Source organism: Fodinicola feengrottensis (genome assembly GCF_039530045.1).
Classification (GTDB): Bacteria; Actinomycetota; Actinomycetes; order Mycobacteriales; family HKI-0501; genus Fodinicola; species Fodinicola feengrottensis.
This window is the reverse complement of the sequence record NZ_BAAANY010000001.1, coordinates 52841-71057: the sequence shown is the minus strand read 5'-3', so window position 1 is coordinate 71057 and position 18217 is coordinate 52841. Positions and strand designations below refer to the sequence as shown.

The 18217-nt window shown below is 66.4% G+C and carries 20 protein-coding genes; 14 read left to right on the top strand and 6 right to left on the bottom strand.

The features are described 5' to 3' along the window. The first annotated feature begins 5 nt into the window (after positions 1 to 5). The 8 genes from nuoK (at position 6) to ABD301_RS00290 (ending at position 7929) form a co-directional block, all read left to right on the top strand. Complete coding sequence (gene nuoK / locus ABD301_RS00325; RefSeq protein ID WP_163569026.1) at positions 6 to 305, top strand: NADH-quinone oxidoreductase subunit NuoK; 300 nt, start codon at positions 6 to 8, stop codon at positions 303 to 305. Positions 306 to 414: 109 nt separating this feature from the next. Continuing rightward, positions 415 to 2295, top strand: coding sequence for an NADH-quinone oxidoreductase subunit L (gene nuoL, locus ABD301_RS00320; RefSeq protein ID WP_344306701.1), 1881 nt, complete (start codon positions 415 to 417; stop codon positions 2293 to 2295). Then, a complete protein-coding gene (locus ABD301_RS00315; RefSeq protein WP_344306049.1) occupies positions 2292 to 3845 on the top strand; it encodes an NADH-quinone oxidoreductase subunit M in 1554 nt (517 codons plus the stop codon). The genes nuoL and ABD301_RS00315 overlap by 4 nt, the downstream gene beginning before the upstream one ends. A 41-nt stretch (positions 3846 to 3886) precedes the next feature. Then, positions 3887 to 5377 carry an NADH-quinone oxidoreductase subunit NuoN gene (nuoN, locus tag ABD301_RS00310; RefSeq protein ID WP_344306699.1) on the top strand — a complete coding sequence of 497 codons (1491 nt, stop codon included), beginning with the start codon at positions 3887 to 3889 and terminating at the stop codon, positions 5375 to 5377. Between the two features lie 23 nt (positions 5378 to 5400). Next, the gene (locus tag ABD301_RS00305) at positions 5401 to 6402 is read left to right on the top strand and encodes a polyprenyl synthetase family protein (RefSeq protein WP_344306047.1); all 1002 of its coding nucleotides are present in this window, start codon (positions 5401 to 5403) and stop codon (positions 6400 to 6402) included. A 50-nt stretch (positions 6403 to 6452) separates the two neighbouring features. After that, positions 6453 to 6797 carry an ArsR/SmtB family transcription factor gene (locus ABD301_RS00300; RefSeq protein ID WP_163569027.1) on the top strand — a complete coding sequence of 115 codons (345 nt, stop codon included), beginning with the start codon at positions 6453 to 6455 and terminating at the stop codon, positions 6795 to 6797. Next, positions 6787 to 7260, top strand: coding sequence for an SRPBCC domain-containing protein (locus tag ABD301_RS00295; RefSeq protein WP_163569028.1), 474 nt, complete (start codon positions 6787 to 6789; stop codon positions 7258 to 7260). The genes ABD301_RS00300 and ABD301_RS00295 overlap by 11 nt, the downstream gene beginning before the upstream one ends. 108 nt (positions 7261 to 7368) lie before the next feature. Next, on the top strand, positions 7369 to 7929 hold the full coding sequence (locus ABD301_RS00290; protein WP_344306044.1) for a Uma2 family endonuclease: 561 nt from the start codon (positions 7369 to 7371) through the stop codon (positions 7927 to 7929). A gap of 88 nt (positions 7930 to 8017) precedes the next feature. Here ABD301_RS00290 and ABD301_RS00285 read toward each other — a convergent pair whose 3' ends face one another. Continuing rightward, entirely contained in the window at positions 8018 to 9493 is a 1476-nt protein-coding gene (locus tag ABD301_RS00285; RefSeq protein WP_344306042.1) for an FAD-dependent monooxygenase, read from the bottom strand. Then, entirely contained in the window at positions 9480 to 10127 is a 648-nt protein-coding gene (locus ABD301_RS00280) for a PadR family transcriptional regulator (protein WP_344306040.1), read from the bottom strand. The genes ABD301_RS00285 and ABD301_RS00280 overlap by 14 nt, the downstream gene beginning before the upstream one ends. Before the next feature lie 98 nt (positions 10128 to 10225). Here ABD301_RS00280 and ABD301_RS00275 point away from each other — a divergent pair, with 98 nt between their 5' ends. The 5 genes from ABD301_RS00275 (at position 10226) to ABD301_RS00255 (ending at position 14118) form a co-directional block, all read left to right on the top strand. After that, the gene (locus ABD301_RS00275; protein ID WP_344306038.1) at positions 10226 to 11023 is read left to right on the top strand and encodes an HAD family hydrolase; all 798 of its coding nucleotides are present in this window, start codon (positions 10226 to 10228) and stop codon (positions 11021 to 11023) included. Positions 11024 to 11053: 30 nt separating this feature from the next. Continuing rightward, entirely contained in the window at positions 11054 to 11650 is a 597-nt protein-coding gene (locus tag ABD301_RS00270) for a TetR family transcriptional regulator (protein ID WP_344306697.1), read from the top strand. Beyond that, complete coding sequence (locus ABD301_RS00265; protein WP_344306037.1) at positions 11647 to 12825, top strand: MFS transporter; 1179 nt, start codon at positions 11647 to 11649, stop codon at positions 12823 to 12825. The genes ABD301_RS00270 and ABD301_RS00265 overlap by 4 nt, the downstream gene beginning before the upstream one ends. Positions 12826 to 12886: 61 nt before the next feature. Further along, positions 12887 to 13177: a response regulator transcription factor gene (locus ABD301_RS00260; protein ID WP_163569035.1), complete on the top strand. Its 291-nt coding sequence runs from the start codon at positions 12887 to 12889 to the stop codon at positions 13175 to 13177. 65 nt (positions 13178 to 13242) lie between these two features. Next, positions 13243 to 14118 carry an LLM class F420-dependent oxidoreductase gene (locus ABD301_RS00255; protein WP_163569036.1) on the top strand — a complete coding sequence of 292 codons (876 nt, stop codon included), beginning with the start codon at positions 13243 to 13245 and terminating at the stop codon, positions 14116 to 14118. A gap of 1 nt (position 14119) precedes the next feature. Here the strand turns inward: ABD301_RS00255 and ABD301_RS00250 are convergent, their stop codons facing one another. From ABD301_RS00250 to ABD301_RS00235, 4 genes are all read right to left on the bottom strand, one after another. Next, positions 14120 to 15121 carry an acyltransferase domain-containing protein gene (locus ABD301_RS00250; protein WP_344306035.1) on the bottom strand — a complete coding sequence of 334 codons (1002 nt, stop codon included), beginning with the start codon at positions 15119 to 15121 and terminating at the stop codon, positions 14120 to 14122. A gap of 38 nt (positions 15122 to 15159) precedes the next feature. Next, entirely contained in the window at positions 15160 to 16044 is an 885-nt protein-coding gene (locus tag ABD301_RS00245; RefSeq protein ID WP_344306034.1) for an alpha/beta fold hydrolase, read from the bottom strand. Beyond that, a complete protein-coding gene (locus tag ABD301_RS00240; protein WP_344306032.1) occupies positions 16041 to 16646 on the bottom strand; it encodes a TetR/AcrR family transcriptional regulator in 606 nt (201 codons plus the stop codon). Before ABD301_RS00240 ends, ABD301_RS00245 begins: the two co-directional genes overlap by 4 nt. Before the next feature lie 70 nt (positions 16647 to 16716). After that, positions 16717 to 17436 carry a (2Fe-2S)-binding protein gene (locus ABD301_RS00235; RefSeq protein ID WP_344306031.1) on the bottom strand — a complete coding sequence of 240 codons (720 nt, stop codon included), beginning with the start codon at positions 17434 to 17436 and terminating at the stop codon, positions 16717 to 16719. Positions 17437 to 17552: 116 nt separating this feature from the next. Here ABD301_RS00235 and ABD301_RS00230 point away from each other — a divergent pair, with 116 nt between their 5' ends. After that, the gene (locus ABD301_RS00230; RefSeq protein WP_344306029.1) at positions 17553 to 18152 is read left to right on the top strand and encodes a carboxymuconolactone decarboxylase family protein; all 600 of its coding nucleotides are present in this window, start codon (positions 17553 to 17555) and stop codon (positions 18150 to 18152) included. Positions 18153 to 18217 lie beyond the last annotated feature (65 nt).

The window sequence follows — 18217 nt, the reverse complement described above, 5'->3', positions numbered from 1 at the left end:
GAAATGTGAGCCCGAGCGTTTACCTGGTGCTGTCAGCGATCCTGTTCACCATCGGTTCGGTTGGCGTGTTGGTACGCCGGAACGCGATCGTGGTGTTCATGTCGGTCGAGCTGATGCTCAACGCGGTTAACCTGTCGCTGATCACGTTCTCCCGGATCAACGGCACCCTGGACGGCCAGATCATGGCCTTCTTCGTGATGGTGGTGGCCGCCGCCGAGGTCGTGGTGGGTCTCGCGATCATCATGTCGATCTATCGCACCCGCAAGTCTGCCTCGGTGGACGACTCCAACCTGCTGAAGTACTGATCTTGAGGAGCACCTCAGTGTTGAGGGGAACGCAGTTTTTCCGGGGAGACCGGGCGTGAGCGGGGACGTGCTGGCCGCACCAGTCGCGTACGGCCAGAGCTCCGGCGTGATGAGCTACCTCTGGCTGCTCATCGCGCTGCCGGCCTTCGGTGCCGCTGTTCTGTTGCTGGTCGGCAAGCGCGGCGACAAATGGGGCCACTGGCTCGGCACTGTCATGTCGGGTGCCGCCTTCGTGCTGGGGCTGATCCAGTTCCTGGCGTTGCGCGGCATGCAGACCCGGTCGGCCGAACAGATCCTGTTCACCTTCATTCCGGTCGGGGACCTGAAGATCGACGCGGGGCTGCTTTTCGACCCGCTGTCCGGTGTCTTCGTCCTGCTGATCACCGGCATCGGCACGCTGATCCACATTTACTCGATCGGCTACATGGCGCACGACGAAGGTCGCCGGCGGTTCTTCGGCTACCTGAACCTGTTCGTCGCCGCCATGCTGCTTCTGGTGCTGGGCAACGGATACCTGATGCTGTACGTCGGCTGGGAGGGCGTCGGTCTGGCGTCGTACCTGCTGATCGCGTTCTGGTATTTCAAGCCGGCCGCGGCCACCGCCGCGAAGAAGGCCTTCATCATGAACCGGGTCGGCGATGTCGGCCTGACGCTGGCGATCTTCATGATGTTCGCGACGTTGGGCACCACGTCGTACGCGGGCGTGTTCAGCAACGCCGAAAAACTCACGCCGGTCATCCTCACCGTGATGACGTTGCTGCTTTTGTTGGGCGCGTGCGGTAAGTCCGGCCAGTTCCCGCTGCAGTCCTGGTTGCCGGACGCGATGGAAGGTCCGACCCCAGTGTCGGCTCTGATCCACGCGGCAACCATGGTCACCGCGGGCGTCTATCTCATCGCCCGCTCGGCGCCGCTTTTCAACCTCACGCCGACCGGCCAGACCGTGGTCTGCGCGATCGGCGCGTTCACTTTGCTGCTGGGCTGCATCGCCGGTTGCGCGAAGGACGACATCAAGAAGGTCCTGGCCTGGTCGACGGTCAGCCAGATCGGTTACATGTTCCTCGCCGTCGGGTTGGGCGGTCCGGCGTACGCGCTGGGCATCTTCCACCTGCTGTGCCACGGTTTCTTCAAGGCCGGCATGTTCCTCGGCGCCGGTTCGGTGATGCACGGCATGGACGACCAGGTCGACATGCGGCGCTTTGGTGGCCTGGCTCGCTATATGCCGATCACCGCGGTCACTTTCGGCCTCGGATACCTGGCGATCCTCGGCATTCCGCCGTTCGCCGGCTTCTTCTCGAAAGACGCGATCATCGAGGCGGCCTTCAACCGGCCCGGCTGGACCGGCTGGCTGTTCGGCGCGGCCGCGCTGATTGGCGCCGGCATCACGGCCTTCTACATGAGCCGGCTGTTCGTGATGACTTTCCTGGGGAAGAAGCGGTGGACCGACGGTCAGCACCCGCACGAGTCGCCGGTCAGCATGTGGCTGCCGATGGCGATCATCGCGGTCGGCTCGATCGGCGCCGGTTTCGGCCTGAAAGCGCTCGGCCTGCTGGACTGGCTGGCACCGGCTTTCGGTGGTGCCGCTGACCATGTCGAGACCGAGCGCTTCCCGTCCTGGATGGTCAGCGTGGTGACGCTGGTGATCGTGCTGCTCGGCGCGGCACTCGCGTTCTGGCTGTATCTGGCCCGCAAGGTGCGTACGGAAGAGCCGGCGAGCGCGAACCCGTTCGTGCTGGCGGCCCGGAACGCGCTTTACGCCGACACGATCAACCAGTCGCTTTTCGAGCGTCCTGGTCTTTTCCTCACCCGGGCGCTGGTTTACCTGGACAGCAAGGGCATTGACGGGCTGGTCAACACGATCGCCGCGGTGGTCGGCGGCGGATCCGGGCGACTACGCCGGATGCAGACCGGTTTCGTTCGAACGTACGCATTAACGATGCTGGTCGGCGCGGTCCTCGTGGTGGGTGCGCTGCTGGCGGTGAGGCTCGGATGAGCAACTTTCCCTACCTCTCGGTCCTGACGCTCTTCCCGCTGGTCGGTGCGTTGGTCCTGATGGTGCTGCCCAAGGGCAACGACAAGCTGGTCAAGATCGTCGCGCTGGTCTGGTCGCTGCTTTCGTTGGTGCTGACCGGTTTCGCGGCGGTCGCCTTCGTGCCCAGCGGCCCGCGCTTCCAGTTGGTCGAGTCGTACCCATGGATTCCGGCCTTCGGCGTCCACTTCGGATTCGGCGTCGACGGCATCGCGCTGGTGATGCTGGGCCTGGTCGGCGTGCTCACTCCGGTGGTCGTGCTGGCTTCCTGGCACGACGCGGAAAAGTACGCCGGTGCGCCGGGGGTCACCGGAAAGCGCTCCACCAAGGCGTTCTTCGCCCTGATGCTGGCGCTGCAGACCTGCATGGTCGGCGTTTTCGTGGCCACCGACGTGTTTTTCTTCTACGTCTTCTTCGAGGTCATGCTCGTCCCGATGTATTTCCTGATCTCCTCGTACGGCGGCCCGCGCCGGCAGTACGCGGCGGTCAAGTTCTTCCTTTACTCGCTGCTCGGCGGACTCTTGATGCTGGCGGCGGTAATCGGGCTTTACGTGGTCTCGATCAACCACGTGACGCACATCGGCACCTTCGACTTCACCGCGCTGACCAAGCTGATGATCGACCCGGGCATGCAGAAGGCGCTGTTCCTGGGCTTCTTCGTGGCCTTCGCGATCAAGGCGCCGCTGTTCCCCTTCCACACCTGGCTGCCGGACGCCGGCGGCCAGGCACCGGCCGGGGTGGCGGTGCTTTTGGTCGGCGTACTGGACAAAGTCGGGACCTTCGGGTTCCTGCGTTACTGCATCCCGCTGTTCCCGGACGCGTCCAAGTTCTTCGCGCCGTACGTCTTCGCGCTGGCGCTGATCGGTATTTTCTACGGCGCGTTCCTCGCGATCGGTCAGTCCGACCTGAAACGGCTGGTGTCGTACACCTCGGTGGCGCACTTCGGTTTCATCGCGTTGGGCTGTTTCGCCTTCACCAGCCAAGCCGGTGTTGGCGCGGTGCTTTACATGGTGAACCACGGACTTTCCACCGGCGCGCTGTTCCTGGTGGTCGGATTCCTGGCGGCACGCCGGCAGTCGGTGTCGGTGGCGGACTTCGGTGGTACGCACAAACTCGTACCGCTGATTTCCGGCGCTTTCTTCATCGCCGGGCTCTCGGCGCTGGCGCTGCCGGGCACGAACTCCTTCGTCAGTGAGTTCCTCGTACTCATCGGCACCTTCACGGTCAACAGCGCGGTGGCGGTGATCGCCACCCTCGGCATGATCATGGCCGCGCTTTACGTGCTCTGGATGTATCAGCGCACCATGCAGGGCCCGCTCAAGGCCGGCCAGCAGCCGATGGTGGACATGAGTACGCGGGAGAAATGGGTGATCGCGCCGCTGCTGGTGCTGATCATCTTCACCGGCGTCTACCCGAAGCCGATCACCGACGTGATCACCCCGGCCATTCACTACACAATGCAGGACGTCGGCAAGTCCGATCCCATGCCCAGTGCGCTCGGAGGCGGCAAGTGACCTTCACAGTCCCGCAGATCAACTACATCGGCCTGTTGCCGATGCTGATCCTGTTCGGTGCTGCCTGCGTGGGGATCCTGTTCGAGGCCTTCCTGCCGCGTACGGTCCGACAGCCCGTCCAGGTCACCCTGGCGCTCGCGTCGCTGGTCGCGTCGCTGGTCGCGGTCATCTACGCGGGCACCACCGAGGTTCCGGAGATCACCGCCGCCGGCGCGGTCGCCATCGACGGCCCGGCGCTGTTCCTGGAGGGCAGCCTCGCGGTGCTGGGTATCGTGAGCATCCTGCTGCTGGCGGACCGTACGACCGAGGCCGGCGGCGCGTTCACCGCGCAGGCCTCGGTCACCGCCGGCACCGAGTCGGACCGCGCGCAGGCCGCCTCGCCGTTCATGCAGACCGAGGTCTACCCGCTGGCGCTGTTCGCGCTCGGCGGCATGATGCTGTTCTGCTCCGCGAACGACCTGCTGGTCATGTTCGTCGCGCTCGAGGTCCTGTCGCTGCCGCTCTACCTGCTCTGCGGGATGGCGCGCCGGCGGCGGCTGCTCTCGCAGGAGGCGGCGGTCAAGTACTTCCTGCTCGGCGCCTTCGCGTCGGCGTTCTTCCTGTACGGCGTGGCGCTGCTCTACGGCTATGCGAACAGCGTACGGCTGGCGGACATCTTCACCGCGGTGAGCAACTCGCCGAGGAGTCCGCTGTTGTTGCTGCTCGGGATGGCGATGCTGATGATCGGACTGCTCTTCAAGGCCGGCGTGGCGCCGTTCCACTCGTGGACCCCGGACGTGTATCAGGGCGCTCCGACCCCGGTCACCGCACTGATGGCCTCCTGCACCAAGGTGGCGGCCTTCGGCGCGATCCTGCGGGTGTTCTACGTGGCGCTGTCCGGCGCTCGCTGGGACTGGCGGCCGATCATGATCGGGATCGCGATCCTGACCATGCTGATCGGCGCGGTGCTCGCGGTCACCCAGACGGACATCAAGCGGCTGCTCGCGTACTCGTCCATCGCCAACGCCGGCTTCATCCTGACCGGCACGGTGGCGCTGACGAAGGACGGCCTCTCGTCCACGATGTTCTATCTCACCGCGTACGGGTTCACCACGATTGGCGCGTTCGCGATCGTCATGCTGGTACGAGACGCCGATGGCGAGGCCACCCACCTGTCCCGGTGGGCCGGTCTGGGCAGGCGGTCGCCGCTGTTCGCGGCGATCTTCACCTTCTTCATGCTCGCCTTCGCCGGTATCCCGCTGACCAGCGGTTTCACCAGCAAGTTCGCGGTGTTCTCGGCGGCTGCCGGGGGCGGCGCGGTGCCGCTGGTGATCCTCGGTGTGCTGGCGAGTGCCGTCATCGCGTTCCCGTACCTGCGGGTGGTCGTGCTCATGTACGGCTCGGAGCCGGCCGCGGATGCGCCAACTGTCACAGTGCCGGGCGGGTTCACGTCCGCATCGCTTACGCTTGGCGCATTGGCCACCCTGCTGCTCGGGGTGGCGCCGCAGCCCCTGCTGGACCTGGCCTCGCAGGCCGCGACGTTCGTCCGATAACGCTCATAAGGAGCTAGACCTTGGTGCGCCGCCCGACTTCGCTGACCGAGATCGTGCTGAGCGATCCGGAGCTCGAGGCGTCCATCAAGACCGGCCTGGACGCCGTGGAAGAACGGCTGCGCGAAGCCGTACGCGCCGCCGACCCGCTGGTCAACGAGGCGGCGGCGCACCTGCTGGACGCCGGCGGCAAGCGCTTTCGGCCGCTGCTGGTGCTGGCCGCCGCGCAGTTCGGCGACCCGGAGCTGCCGGCGGTGCTGGAGTCCGCCGTGGTCGTCGAGCTGACCCACCTGGCCACGCTCTACCACGACGACGTCATGGACGAGGCGGACGTACGCCGCGGCGCCCCCAGCGCCAACGCCCGCTGGTCCAACTCGGTCGCCATCCTGACCGGCGACTACCTTTTCGCTCGCGCCTCCGACGTGGTCGCCGACCTCGGTCCGGAGGCGGTCCGGATCCAGTCCCGGACGTTCTCCCGGCTGGTCACCGGCCAGATCCGGGAGACTGCCGGCCCGCTGCCCGGCGTCGACCCGGTCGAGCACTACCTGGGCGTACTAGCCGACAAGACTGGCTCGCTGATCGCCACCTCCGGGCGGTTCGGGGCGATGTTCTCCGGCGCTTCGGCTGAGGTAGTAAAGACGCTGACCACCTACGGCGAGACGATCGGGGTCGCCTTCCAGGTCTCCGACGACCTGCTCGACATCGACGCGGATCCTGACGAATCCGGCAAGACTCCCGGGACCGACCTGCGCGAGGGTGTGCCGACTCTGCCGGTGCTCTACGCCCTCCAGTCGTCGGATCCTGCTGAGGCCCGGCTGCGCTCGCTAATCAGCCGGCCGTTGACCGAGGACGACGAGGTCGCCGAGGCGATCGAGCTGCTGCGCAAGTCGCCCGCGATGGACGCCGCCCGACAGACCCTTCGTACGTACGCGGACCGGTCACTGTCACTCGTGTCGAGCCTGCCCGAAGGCCCGGCGAAGACCACCCTGCAGTCGCTCGCCGAAGTCGTCGTCGGCCGTACCGGCTGAGAAATAGTTAGCCCTTGCGCTAAGTGTTTTGTCTCCGCATACTTAGCCTCATGGCACAGTATTCGGCCGACCTTGACGGGCTGTTCGTCGCCCTCGCCGACCCGACCCGGCGCGATGTCATTCGTCGCCTGGGTCGCGGCCCGACGACCGTGGGCGATCTCGCCCGCGAGTTCCCGATGACGCTTCCGTCGTTCATGAAGCACGTACGAACACTTGAGTCGAACGGCCTGATTCGTACGGCCAAATCCGGCCGGGTGCGTACGTGTGTGCTCAGCCGTGAGCGGCTCGCCCTGGTGGATGACTGGCTCGCGGAACAGCGCCGGATCTGGGAAGCCCGTACCGACCGGCTGGAAAGCTTCGTCACCGATCAGAGGGAGAAGAACGATGAATCCTGACCTCGACCTGACTCTGGAGCGGGTCATCCGCGCTCCGCGCGCCGCGGTCTGGAGCGCGTGGACCGATCCGGCCCGGCTGTGCAAGTGGTGGATCCCGGCGCCGATGACCTGTCGCGTCGACCGCCTGGAGGTGCGGCCTGGCGGCGGTTTCGTGACCGAGATGAGCCAGGACGGAGTCGCCTTCGTACCGCACCTCAACGCGATCTTCCTGGTCGTGGACGAGCTGGAGCGGATCGTGTTCACGAACGCGATCGACAGCGCCTGGCGCCCCGCCAAGCCCACACCGGTTCCGATGACCGCCGAGATCACGCTGGGCGACCACCCGGACGGCACGGACTACCGGATCATCGTCCGGCACGGCGACCCAGCGGACCGCGCCCGGCATGCGGACCTCGGCTTCGCCGAAGGCTGGGGCCTGGTCACCAAGCAGCTCGCCAGCGTCGCCGAAAGCGTCGCTCGATGACGATGGGTTGTGGACGGCGGTTGGGGCGAAAGCGGCATACTGTGGATAAGTTTTGATGAGGGTGGCTGTGATGTCGCCAGGCTGGTGGGGACCGAGAGGAGCCAAGCCATGGCATTGCCGATGAGTTATGCCGGACAGCGGATGACTTTGGATGAGTTCTTCGCGCTCACTGGCGACGAGTTCCGTCGCAGCGAGCTGCAGGAGGGCGTCCTCGTCATGTCCCCGAGTCCACGAGTGGCCCACCAGTGGGCTGGGTTCGCCCTGGCGCGACAGCTGGCTGACCAACTGCCACCGGGGTGGCGGCCCATTCTGGATCTCGATGTCATAGTCGAGAAACATGAGCCCGCCACTGTCCGGCAACCCGATGTTTTGGTGGCGAGATTCGACAACACGGCCTTACGTTTGCCGGCCAGCGAGGTCGTGTTGGCGGTCGAGATGATCTCGCCGGGTTCGCGCAAGATTGATCTGCGTTTGAAGCCGTACGAGTATGCCGAGGCCGGGATTGCGCATTACTGGGTGGTTGACCTGGATCCGCCGGCGCCGTCGATTACGGTGTTCCATCTTGGTGCCCCCGGCGAGGGCTATGTCGAGGCCCCTGCGGTGACAGGTCGGTTGCTGACGACCGAGCCGTTCGCGCTGGACATCGACATCACCGCCCTGGTCGACTGACGCCTCCACGGCGTCCTCGCGGGAAGCTGATCTTTGCCACGAGGGTGACGTTTTGGGGTGGAGAATGGGGCAAAACATCCCCAGAACGTCACCCTCGCGGGGGGGGGGGGGGGGGGGGGAAGGAGGTGGAGCGCCAGGCGATGTAGCCGTCGGGGCGGATGAGGGCCGAGCCGGAGCCGTAGCGGCTGGGCCACTGGGTTTCGAGATCGATGAGGTCCCGGCCGATGCGGTAGATGCGTACCGGAGCGCTGAGGTCCGGCAGCGGGCCGGTGTCGGAGTCGGTGAGCAGCACGTACGTGTCGCGGAACAGGTCGTGGACGGCGATTCGCTCGCCGTCGCGGCCGAGCCACAAGTGCGGCGCGCGGCCACCGGGTGGGGCGAGGATTTCGCGATTATCTGACCAATAGCGATAGTCCAGGATCTGGGTGGGCGGGTCCTCGGGCTCGGTGGCGCCGCTCATCCGGGCCTGTTGGTGGCGCACGATCGCCGGCGCGAGGTGGGCGGCGAGCGGCTGGCGTTCGGCTTCGTACGAGTCGAGCAGGTCGGCGGGAGCCCAGCCTTTTAGTACGTGCGCGAGCTTCCACGCCAGGTTGTGGGCGTCCTGCACGCCGGTGTTGGCGCCCAGCGCGCCGGCCGGCGGCCAGGTGTGCGCGCTGTCGCCGGCCAAGAAGACGCGGCCGTCCCGGTAGCGTTCGGCCACCCCGACGCCCTGCTCCCAGGAAGCCACGTTTTCCACCTCCGCCGGCACATCGTCACGGCCGATGGCGCCGCGAATGAGTCGCAGGCAGCGTTCGTCCGAAAAATCGGCCTCCGACTCGGTTTTTGGGTCGTACGAGACGGTCAGTTGCCACCGGCTCGGATCGGCGGTGCTGACCAGTCCGCCGAAAACGCCCGCCGCCGGGTTTGCGATCATCCAGAACAATGCCCGCCGCTGCACGAACTCCGACAGATCGGCGCGAAAGACGATATTCATCGAGTGCAGGAAAGTGTAGGCGTCCGGCCGTGCGATGCCGAGTTTTTCCCGGATCGGGCTGCGATTCCCGTCCGCGGCGATCAGGTAGTCGGCGCGTACGGTGCGGCGCTCCCCGGTCACCCGGTCCTGAATTCGCGCGGTGACGCCATTTTCGTCAGAATCGAAAGAAAGGAGCTCGGTGTTGAAGCGGTGGACGGCACCGGTGTTGACGGCCGCGTCGATCAGGATCGGCTCGACGGTGTTTTGGTCCGCCATACAGAATTCGCCGGCGGTGAGATCCGGCCAGGCTCGCGGAGCCTCTTGCTCGTACAACCACTCCCAGGGCCCGGCGAGGGTTTCGCATCGAGCCACGCCGGCCTCGTCGTCAAAAGGAGCGCCGGCTTTGAGTACGTCAGCTTCGATGCCAAAGGCCCGGTAGATCTCCATGGTCCGCTGGTTGATGCCACGAGCCCGGCCGTGAATCGAGACGCCCGGATGCCGGTCCACCAGCAGTGATCGGATGCCCTGACGGGCCAGGAAAAGCGAGGCGGCGAGTCCCACCAAGCCGCCGCCGGCGATCAGAACCGGTGTGCGATCGTCAAAGGTCTCCATCTTCGGTGTCTCCTTGTTTGTGTTTGAAGGCCGCGTAGTTTTCCTGCAGCCACTCCCAAGTCCAGGTGATTCGGCCGGATTCCAGGTCGGAAATCACCGTACGAAGCCATTTCAGCTCGGCCGACAAGACCGCGTGCCGGTATTCCTCTTCGAGCACATACAGTCGGGGCACGTCGTCGGATCCGCCGAGCCACGGGGCGATTTCGTTGATCTGGATGGCAATCGCGTCCGCTCGGGCTTGCAGGTCCCGCTTCGCCTCCGCGGGTGTCAGGGCCATGATGAAAGAGACACCGACCGGGAATTCCGGGAATTCGTTCTCGGTGGCGATCAGCATTTCGTGAATCCACTCCCTTGCCGTTTCCATGCCCGCGTCGGTGATCGCGTAAACGGTCCGCTCCGGCCGGCTGTCTGGCCGCGCGGTGGCTTGGACCTCGATCAGCCCGAGCCGGAGCAGCCGCTCGATGGCCTGGTAGATGCTGGCCCGCTGGCGGACATTCACCACCCGGTCCTTGCCATGCTCCTTGATCGTCTTCTGGATCCGATACGCGTGCATCGGCTCCCCGGCGAGCGTCCCCAGCACGGTCAGGCCCAACGTCGAACGCTTGCTGCTCATAGTCATGAACTTACTAGTCATGTTATGACTATGTCAAGAACCGGTGACATCTGTGAATTCCAGGCGCTCGTACGCGCAGGTAACGTGAATCCTTCTCGTACGACGACAGGAAATCGCTGATGGCATCGGGATCTCTCGTCGCGTTGGACGTCGACGGCACCCTCACCATCGGCCGGCATCCGCCGAGCCGGGCGGTACGGCTCGCCGTGCGGGAAGCCGTCGAGCGAGGCGACCACGTGGTGCTGGCGACCGGCCGGTCGCTGCGCTCGGTATCGCGGGTGATAGCCGATTTGGGGCTGTCGCAGGGATATGTCGTGTGCTCCAACGGGGCCGTCGTGGTCGACCTCAAGACTGGGCTGCCCGTGGAGGTCCAGCGGTTCGCGGCCGGGCCGGTGGTGGAGGCCGTCGACCGGGTGCTGCCTGGCGCGCTTTTCGCCGTCGAGGTGATCGGCGTGGGGCATCAGGTCAGCGACGAGTTTCCGCTCGGCGTACTCACCGGCGAGCTAACCGTTGCTCCGCTGGAAAAGATGATCGCCGAACCGGTTTGCCGGCTGACCGCCTGGTGGCCGTCGCGGTCGCCTGCCCAGGTCGTGGACCAGTTGGGCGCGACCCGGTTGCCGGGCGCGGACGGGAGTTTCGACGTGGGCCGGCCGTGGATGGTGGCGTTCGCCGCCGGAGTGTCCAAGCGGGCCGCGTTGGAGCGGCTCCGGGTGCGCCTTGGCGTGGGAGCTGAGGCGACTCTCGCGGTCGGTGACGGCGACAACGACATCGAGATGTTGCGGTGGGCGGCGCATGGCGTGGCGATGGGGCAGGCGCCTCCACTCGTACGCGCGGCGGCCGACGCGGTGACTGGGACGATCATGGAAGATGGGCTCGCGTCAGCGCTGGTGGCCTGGTCAGAGACGCGGTTGTTTTAGATACAGGCATGTACGTATGATTAACCGGTGATGCGAAGGACCGCCGACGAGGCCGCCGCGACCCGAGAAGCGCTGTTGGATGCGGCGCTTCTGGAGTTCGCTGAGCGGGGATACCAGGCCACCAAGCTGGCCGACATCGCGGCCCGCGCCGGCGTGACGCGTGGCGCCGCTTACCACCATTTCGCCGACAAGGCGCAGTTGCACGCGGTCACGCTGTCGACCGGCTGGGACCGCGTCACCGTCGAGGCGTGGGCGGCGCTGGACGCCGATGGCGAGCCAGCCGAACGGCTGCGCGCCTTTCTGCTGGACTTTCTCCGGCTCGTACGCACAGACGAACGTTTTCGTGCTCTTTTGGTGGTGGGTATGGTTTTCCCGAGCGATCCAGCAGCGCCAGGCAAGCTCGACGACGCCACTCTGGCGGACAAGTCAGCCGGGCTTTACGCGTGGGCCAACCGCATCGCGGCGGTGTGTGCGGAGGCCGGCAGTGCGCACCCGGCGCGGGCCGCTGCCCGCATTCTCACCTGGATCAACGGGGTCGCGGTTTCGGCCGCCTTCAGCCCGGTCTTGTTGACGCGGCTGGGCGAACCGGCTGCCACCGTCGACTACTTTTTCGAAGGACTGCTGTGAAACGTTCCGCTGCCCTGATCGTCACCTCGGTGGCGCTGGCAACCGACATGCTGGTGTACGGCATCGCGATCCCGGTGTTGCCCCGAATCGCCAGCTCCAGCGGCGCATCCGCGTCCGCCGTCGGGGTGCTTTTCGCCTGCTATGCGATCGCGATGGTGATCGCCACCCCGGTGGCTGGGGTGCTGGTCGACCGGCTGGGTCATCGGGTTCCGATGCTGGCCGGACTCTTCGCGCTGGCTGGCTCGACCGTGCTTTTCGCTGTCGTACAAGCACTTCCGGCGCTGATGGTGGCGCGCGCCCTGCAAGGTGTCGCGGCCGCGGTGTCGTGGACGGCCGGCCTCGCGCTGATCGCGTCGGTCTATCCGGCCGCCGAGAGGGCGAAACCGCTGGGCTTGGCGCTTTCCGCGAGCGGGTTGGGAGTGCTGCTCGGCCCGGCGATCGGCGGATTTCTGGCCGATCACTGGGGAACTCGGGCGCCGTTCATGCTGGCCGCGGCGGTGGCCCTGCTGGACGGGGTGGCGCGGGTGGTGCTCGTACGCGATGGCGAACACGTACCAGCGGAGCGTCCAGGTCGGGTCTGGCGGCACCCGACCACCGGCCTGATGTTCGGCCTGACCGCGCTTGGCGCCGGGCTGATCGCCTTCCTGGAACCGATCCTGCCGCTCCGTGCCGCGGCCGCTTTTTCGGCCAGCACCAACACCATCGGCCTGCTTTTCGCGGCGGCCGTGCTGGCCGGCGTGATCGCGGCCTCGCTCAGCGGTTTCGTCGCGGACAAGGTGCCACGTACGGCGTTGGCCGCAGTGGGTGCGGTCGTCGCGGCCGGCGGCTTGGTCCTCGTCGCGATGAGCGCCGCGCTGTGGATGCTCGGCGCCGGTCTGGTGTTGGTCGCGATCGGCTCGCAACTGGTCCTCGTCCCGACCATCGCGCTGATCTCCGGGATCGCCGACGAGCAGTCGCCACCGGCGTACGGCGCCGCCTACGCGCTCTACAGCATCGCCTACACGACCGGGTTGATGATCGCGCCGCTGCTCGCCGCCGCCGGCAGCGCCGTCCTTCCGTTTGCCGGTGTCGGGCTCGCCGCCGCGGCCCTCGCCGCCGTGCTGGCCGTTGCCACCGCCCTCGCCGGCCGCCGCCGACCCGCTCTCGCCGGTACAGGCACTGAACCCATCCACTAACCCTGTGCGACAACGCACGTACGGCGGTTGCCTGTGTGGACCGTGCGGGCGAGGTGGTTGAATGACGGCTTGGTTGGCCGGGGGAGGAAAGTTGCGGCAGGACGAAGACGCGGCGGAGCCGGTGGCGCGGGCGGGGCACTTCGGCACGATCGATCTCGCGGCGGTGGAGCGGCGATTGCGGCTCGCGGACGAGACGATCGCGGCGGCCACCCGGCGGCTGGAGTTGCTGGAGTCGATGGACTTCGACTTGGCGCTGGAAGAAGAGCTCGGTGCGGACTCGTCGGCCCGGCTGGCCTCGGTGAACGCTCGGGCGAAGATCGCCGCCTCGCCGGCCCAGCCGAGCCAGGAATAGCCGAAGCGAGCGCTTCGACGTACCGTCTTTCAGCTGGTACGTACGGTTCCGTGGAGGTTTTGCCTGTGAAGCTCGGCCTGCATTACCTGAAGTTCTCCATCCCCGACGACCCGGCGCGGATCGCGCCCACGCTGGCCGAGACGGCCCGGATCGCCGACGAGGCGGGGCTGAACTCGTTCCTCCCGATGGACCACTACTTCACGATGGCAAGGAAACCGGGCAGCCGGGCCGACCTGCCCATGCTGGAGGGCTACACCACGCTCGGATATGTGGCCGCACTGACCAAAAAGATTCAGCTCGGCCTGCTGGTCACCGGTGTGACGTACCGATATCCGGGTCTGCTGGCCAAAATCGTCACCACTCTTGACGTACTTTCCGGCGGCCGCGCGTTCCTGGGCATCGGCGCCGGTTGGTACGAGCGGGAGCAGCGCGGCCTCGGTGTGCCGGTGGTTCCGGTGGCGGAAAGGTTCGAGCGGCTGGAGGAGACCCTGCAGATCTGCCTGCAGATGTGGAGTGACAACAACGGTTCGTACGACGGCCGGCACTATCAGCTCGAGGAGACGCTGTGCGTGCCGGCGCCGCTGGGTCGGCCGCGGCCGCCGATCATGATTGGCGGTGGGGGTGAGAAGAAGACTTTGCTGTTGGCCGCCCGATACGCGGATCACTGCAACCTGATGGCGAAGGATTATGAGGCCACGGCTCACAAACTGAACGTGCTACGGGACCATTGCGCGAACGAGGGCCGCGACTACGACGTGATCGAGAAGTCCACGATGTATGGTGGCCCGATCGTGGATGATCCCGATGCTTTCCTGGTGGAGGCCGAAAGATACGCGAAACTGGGCCTCACCGAGCTGATGGTGATCCCGGACCGCCATCCGGTGGAATATGTGGAGCTGCTCGCCGAGCGGATCGCGCCCCGGGTCGCCCAACTCGGGTAGGTTACAGGACGAGCCAGCCGGCGGAGCCGTGCCAGTGGCGGCCGGCCTTCAGATGGTCGGCCACCGCTCGCCGCAGCGTGGTGTCACCCGGCAGCTCGTCGAGTGTGAGGTCCGTACGGCCAAAGACGAACAGTTGTGTGGTCGCGTCATCGGCTTCAGGTTGGTACGCCTGCTGGAAACGGCGTTGGAAGCGGATGATGTTCGCGTCCGCCGGCAGGTAGTCGGCGAGCTGCGGATCAAGCAGCCAGGAGTGACACACCGCGGTCCGGTAATGCTCGTCCGGGAAATAGCGGGCGAAAGACTCACCAGCGGCGCGGAAAGAGTCGTCGCAGGCGGCCGGGGTGAGTGGGCCGTAGCGGGAGGGAATGTGGACCGCGAGCGTCAGATCCCCAGGGCCGAACGGCTCACCGGCCGCCTGGACCGCTTTCCCGGTCCGGGTGCCCAGCGTTGCCCGCTCAAACTGCAGCCGCCCGATTTGATAGATCACACCACGAAAATGCGACATCAACCAGTCGACCGTACGCAGCCCGCCAACCCCGTCCTGTTGCCGGTTGGCGGCCATCGTGCGGCCGAGATCGGCCAGCGTCAGTCGGCTGATCTCGGCCGGGATTCCCAAGCCGAGATGGAAAGCCTTCACGTGCGGCAGGATGGCCAGGAAGACGAACACGAAGAGGTAGCGGGCGAGCGGATCGCCATCCTTGGCAGGGCTCGGGAAACAAGGTGGCCGCGGCACCTCGCCCATCGTGCGTACGAGGGAGTGCATGCTGCGCCGCAACAGCCAGCGTAGCCGTGGCCGCTCCCACATTTTTGGTGCCATCGCACAGAGAATGTCGATGTCCTCGTGCGGGACGGCCAGCTCCAGCAGAGTCGGAGCCAGGTTCTCCGGCAGTGCGACGACGAAGTCCGGGTCGCCGATCTCCTCGAGATGCGCCAGCCAGATCTTCGTCGCCGCCCCGTCGACCAGCAGCTCCTCGACCGTCCTTACGGTCCCTCCTTCAGCCATAACCCCAACGTATCCTGGCGAGGGCGTGCCTCCCAACCTCAGGCGTCGACTGCCGAGTCCGCCAGCTCGCGGAGGTGGTCAAGCATCGACGGCCAAAGCTCGCGGGGCAGGTCGTGGCCCATGCCCGGATAGGTGACCAGCCGCGCGCCCGGGATCGCCTTCGCGGTCTCGACACCCGCGATCAGCCGCGCCATCGGGTCGGCTTCGCCGTGGATGATCAGAGTGGGCAAGCGTACGTGCGAAAGTCTCTCCCGACGATCGCCAGAAGCGGCGGCCGCGGCGGTCTGGCGCTGGCTGGCGGCCAGATCGAAACCGTCCGCATACGCTTCTTCGCTGTCCTGCCGTACGAAAGCCTGGTCCACTGGATAGGCCGGCGACCCGACGATCGCGGCCAATCCCAGCTGAAATTCGACGAAATCGTCGACGCTGGTGATCTTCTTCTTTGCTACTTTGACAATCTTCATGAGCGTCGCCGCGGTCGGCTTGCCGACTTTGCCGGACGGCCCGGAGCTGATGGACGTGAGCGTACGCACCCGGTCCGGCTTCTCGATCGCCATCGTCTGGGCGATCATGCCACCCAGCGAGACGCCAGCCACGTGCGCTGACAGGTAGTCGTTCGCGTCCAGCACGGCGAAAGCGTCGGCTGCCATATCCTCCAGCGTGTAAGCGGCTTCGGATGTGGGCCGCAGCCACATCTTCAGTTGGTTGGGCGCACCGCGGTCGGTGAACCGAGTGGACCGGCCGGCGTCCCGGTTGTCGAACCGGATCACCCGGAAGCCGCGATCGGCCAGTGCTCGTACGAAATCCGGGTGCCAGCTGCGCATCGAGCCGCCAGCGCCCATGATCAGCAACAACGGCTCGCCGGAGCCAACCGACTCGTACGCGATTTCCACAGTGCCTCGGCGGATTTTCTCGACAGTCATGGGTTCCTCCTTGTGGCCAGGTCAAAAATGGTCACCAGCTCGCTGGCGAAGGCGGTCAGGTCAAGGTCCGGATGGGCGACGAGCTGCAGCAGGGCGCCGTCGATGGCCTGGCTGATGGCCACCGCCATCGGCCGGGCAGGGAATTCTCGAAACTCGCCACTTTTCTGTCCACGAACCAGAAATCGCTCAATCGAGGTCAGGGTCGGCTCACCCGCGCCGGCCAGCGCCATCCGGCCGTCCGGTCCGCGGTAGCTCAGCCAGATGTCCATCAACGCTCGCATGTGGTCCAGATGGGTGGCCAGAAAGCCAACCCTCGCCTCGATATACGTCCGGAGGTGCCCGCGAGCCGTGGTTTCGGCCTGAAGTTTGGGCACCAACTCGGCTGTCGCGACCTTGAACACCTCGGCGACGACCTGCTCGATCAGCTCGTCCTTGCCGGCGAAGTGGTAAAGGATCACGCCTTTGCTCGTACTGGCCCGAGCGGCGATGTGCGCGAGCGAGGCGTTCGCGTATCCCTTCTCGGCGATGACCTCGATGGCGCACGCGACGATCTGGGCCCGCCGGGCCTCGTCGAGGAACGTACGCTTATCCGTTGACCGCATGGTCCAAGGGTAAACCGATCGGTCAAAACTGTCCAGGCGTCATCAGGGACTAATGTCCTGCGTCTGGCGCTCAGGGAATAAGGTCGGCCAGCCGGGCAGCCCGATCCTGCGCTGAGCGGCGCGGGCAGCTGGTGCACAGGGCATTACCTGGCACGAGATAGATCAGGCAGCAGGATGTTCGGTGCACGAAACGTTGGCAGCTTTCGTGGTTTTTGTACGGGATGTCAACGAATCTCGGCTGGGGTAGCGGATCGCCGATCGCGCTGGCGATCTCGACGGCGACTTGTGACCCGCGGGCGATGTCGCCGACAGCGGTGCCGGCAGCCAGTGCCTGGGTGGCCAGCGAGTCGGCCGCGATCGCCCACAATGGACGGTCGCGCTGCTTGGTGACCTCGCAAATTGCCGTTATGACGTCCTGAAAAAGCTCTCGCAGTGCGGCCGGCAAGTCGTCTTTTTCGAGCGTACGAACGGAATGGGTGGCGCTGACGAGGCCGCCGGGGCGTACGTGCAGGAAAGTCGCGTCCAGCGCGGGGTCGACCGGGTAGCCGGTCGCCAGCAGGGTGGCCAGCGGGCCGGCCAGCATCGCCCAACTCGCGGCGTACCACCACATCGTGCCCGCCACCCGCGCGTCCGCGGTGCGGTATGTGCTGGCTGCGGCCGCGATCTGCTGGTCCAGCCAGGCCGGATCGGTGCTGGCGCTGGCGGGCGTCAGCGACTCACCGGCCGCGGCGGCGACCGGCAGCGGGCCGCTGCGGCGGGCAGTCAGGGCGTAGACCTCGGCGACATCCATCGTGTCCGGACTCTAACTCGGCTGTTCGGGGGACGCGCCGCATGAGGCGTTCGGCCCGGGCGCGGCGGCCGGAGAGGCGATGGCCGGACCGGCCCGATCTGCTCGAAACTGGGGCGATGATGACGCAGGCGTCCTTCCTGGCCGATCCGCCGCCGAGTTCGCCGGTGACCGCGGCCTACGCGGACGATCTGGGTTCTGACGGATATATCAGCAATCTGACGCGGGTGTGGTGCTGGCGTCCGGACGTGATGACGCTGTTCCAAGCCGTACGTTCCGGCTTGCTTGCGGAGTCGTCCCTGTCAACGCGCGAGGTGGCCGTGATGACGACGGCTGCCGCGGCCGCGCGGGGCGACGCCTACTGCTCGCTGGCGTGGGGGCGGCGATTGGCGGAGCTGGCGGACGAGGGGGTCGCCAGCTCCGTCATCGACGGCACCGACGCGGATTTGTCCGACCGGGAAGCCGCGCTCTCACGCTGGTGTCGGCAGGTCGTACGGGACCCGAATGTCACCACTGACGGTGACGTCGACCTTCTCCGCCAGGCCGGGTTGTCTGACCGGGAGATCTTCGAGGCGACGGCGTGGATCGCTTTTCGGCTCGCCTTCTCGACGCTCAACGCGGCGTTGGGGGCGGTGCCGGACCGGCAGCTCGCCGAGCTCACGCCGCCGCGGGTCCGGGCCGCGGTCACCTTCGGCCGCTCCGCTCCCTCCGCCCCCTGACTCTTGTTCGCTCCCCGCCGCCCGCCCTTTCACCCCGTCACTCTCCGCAGTCCCCGCATGGGGGG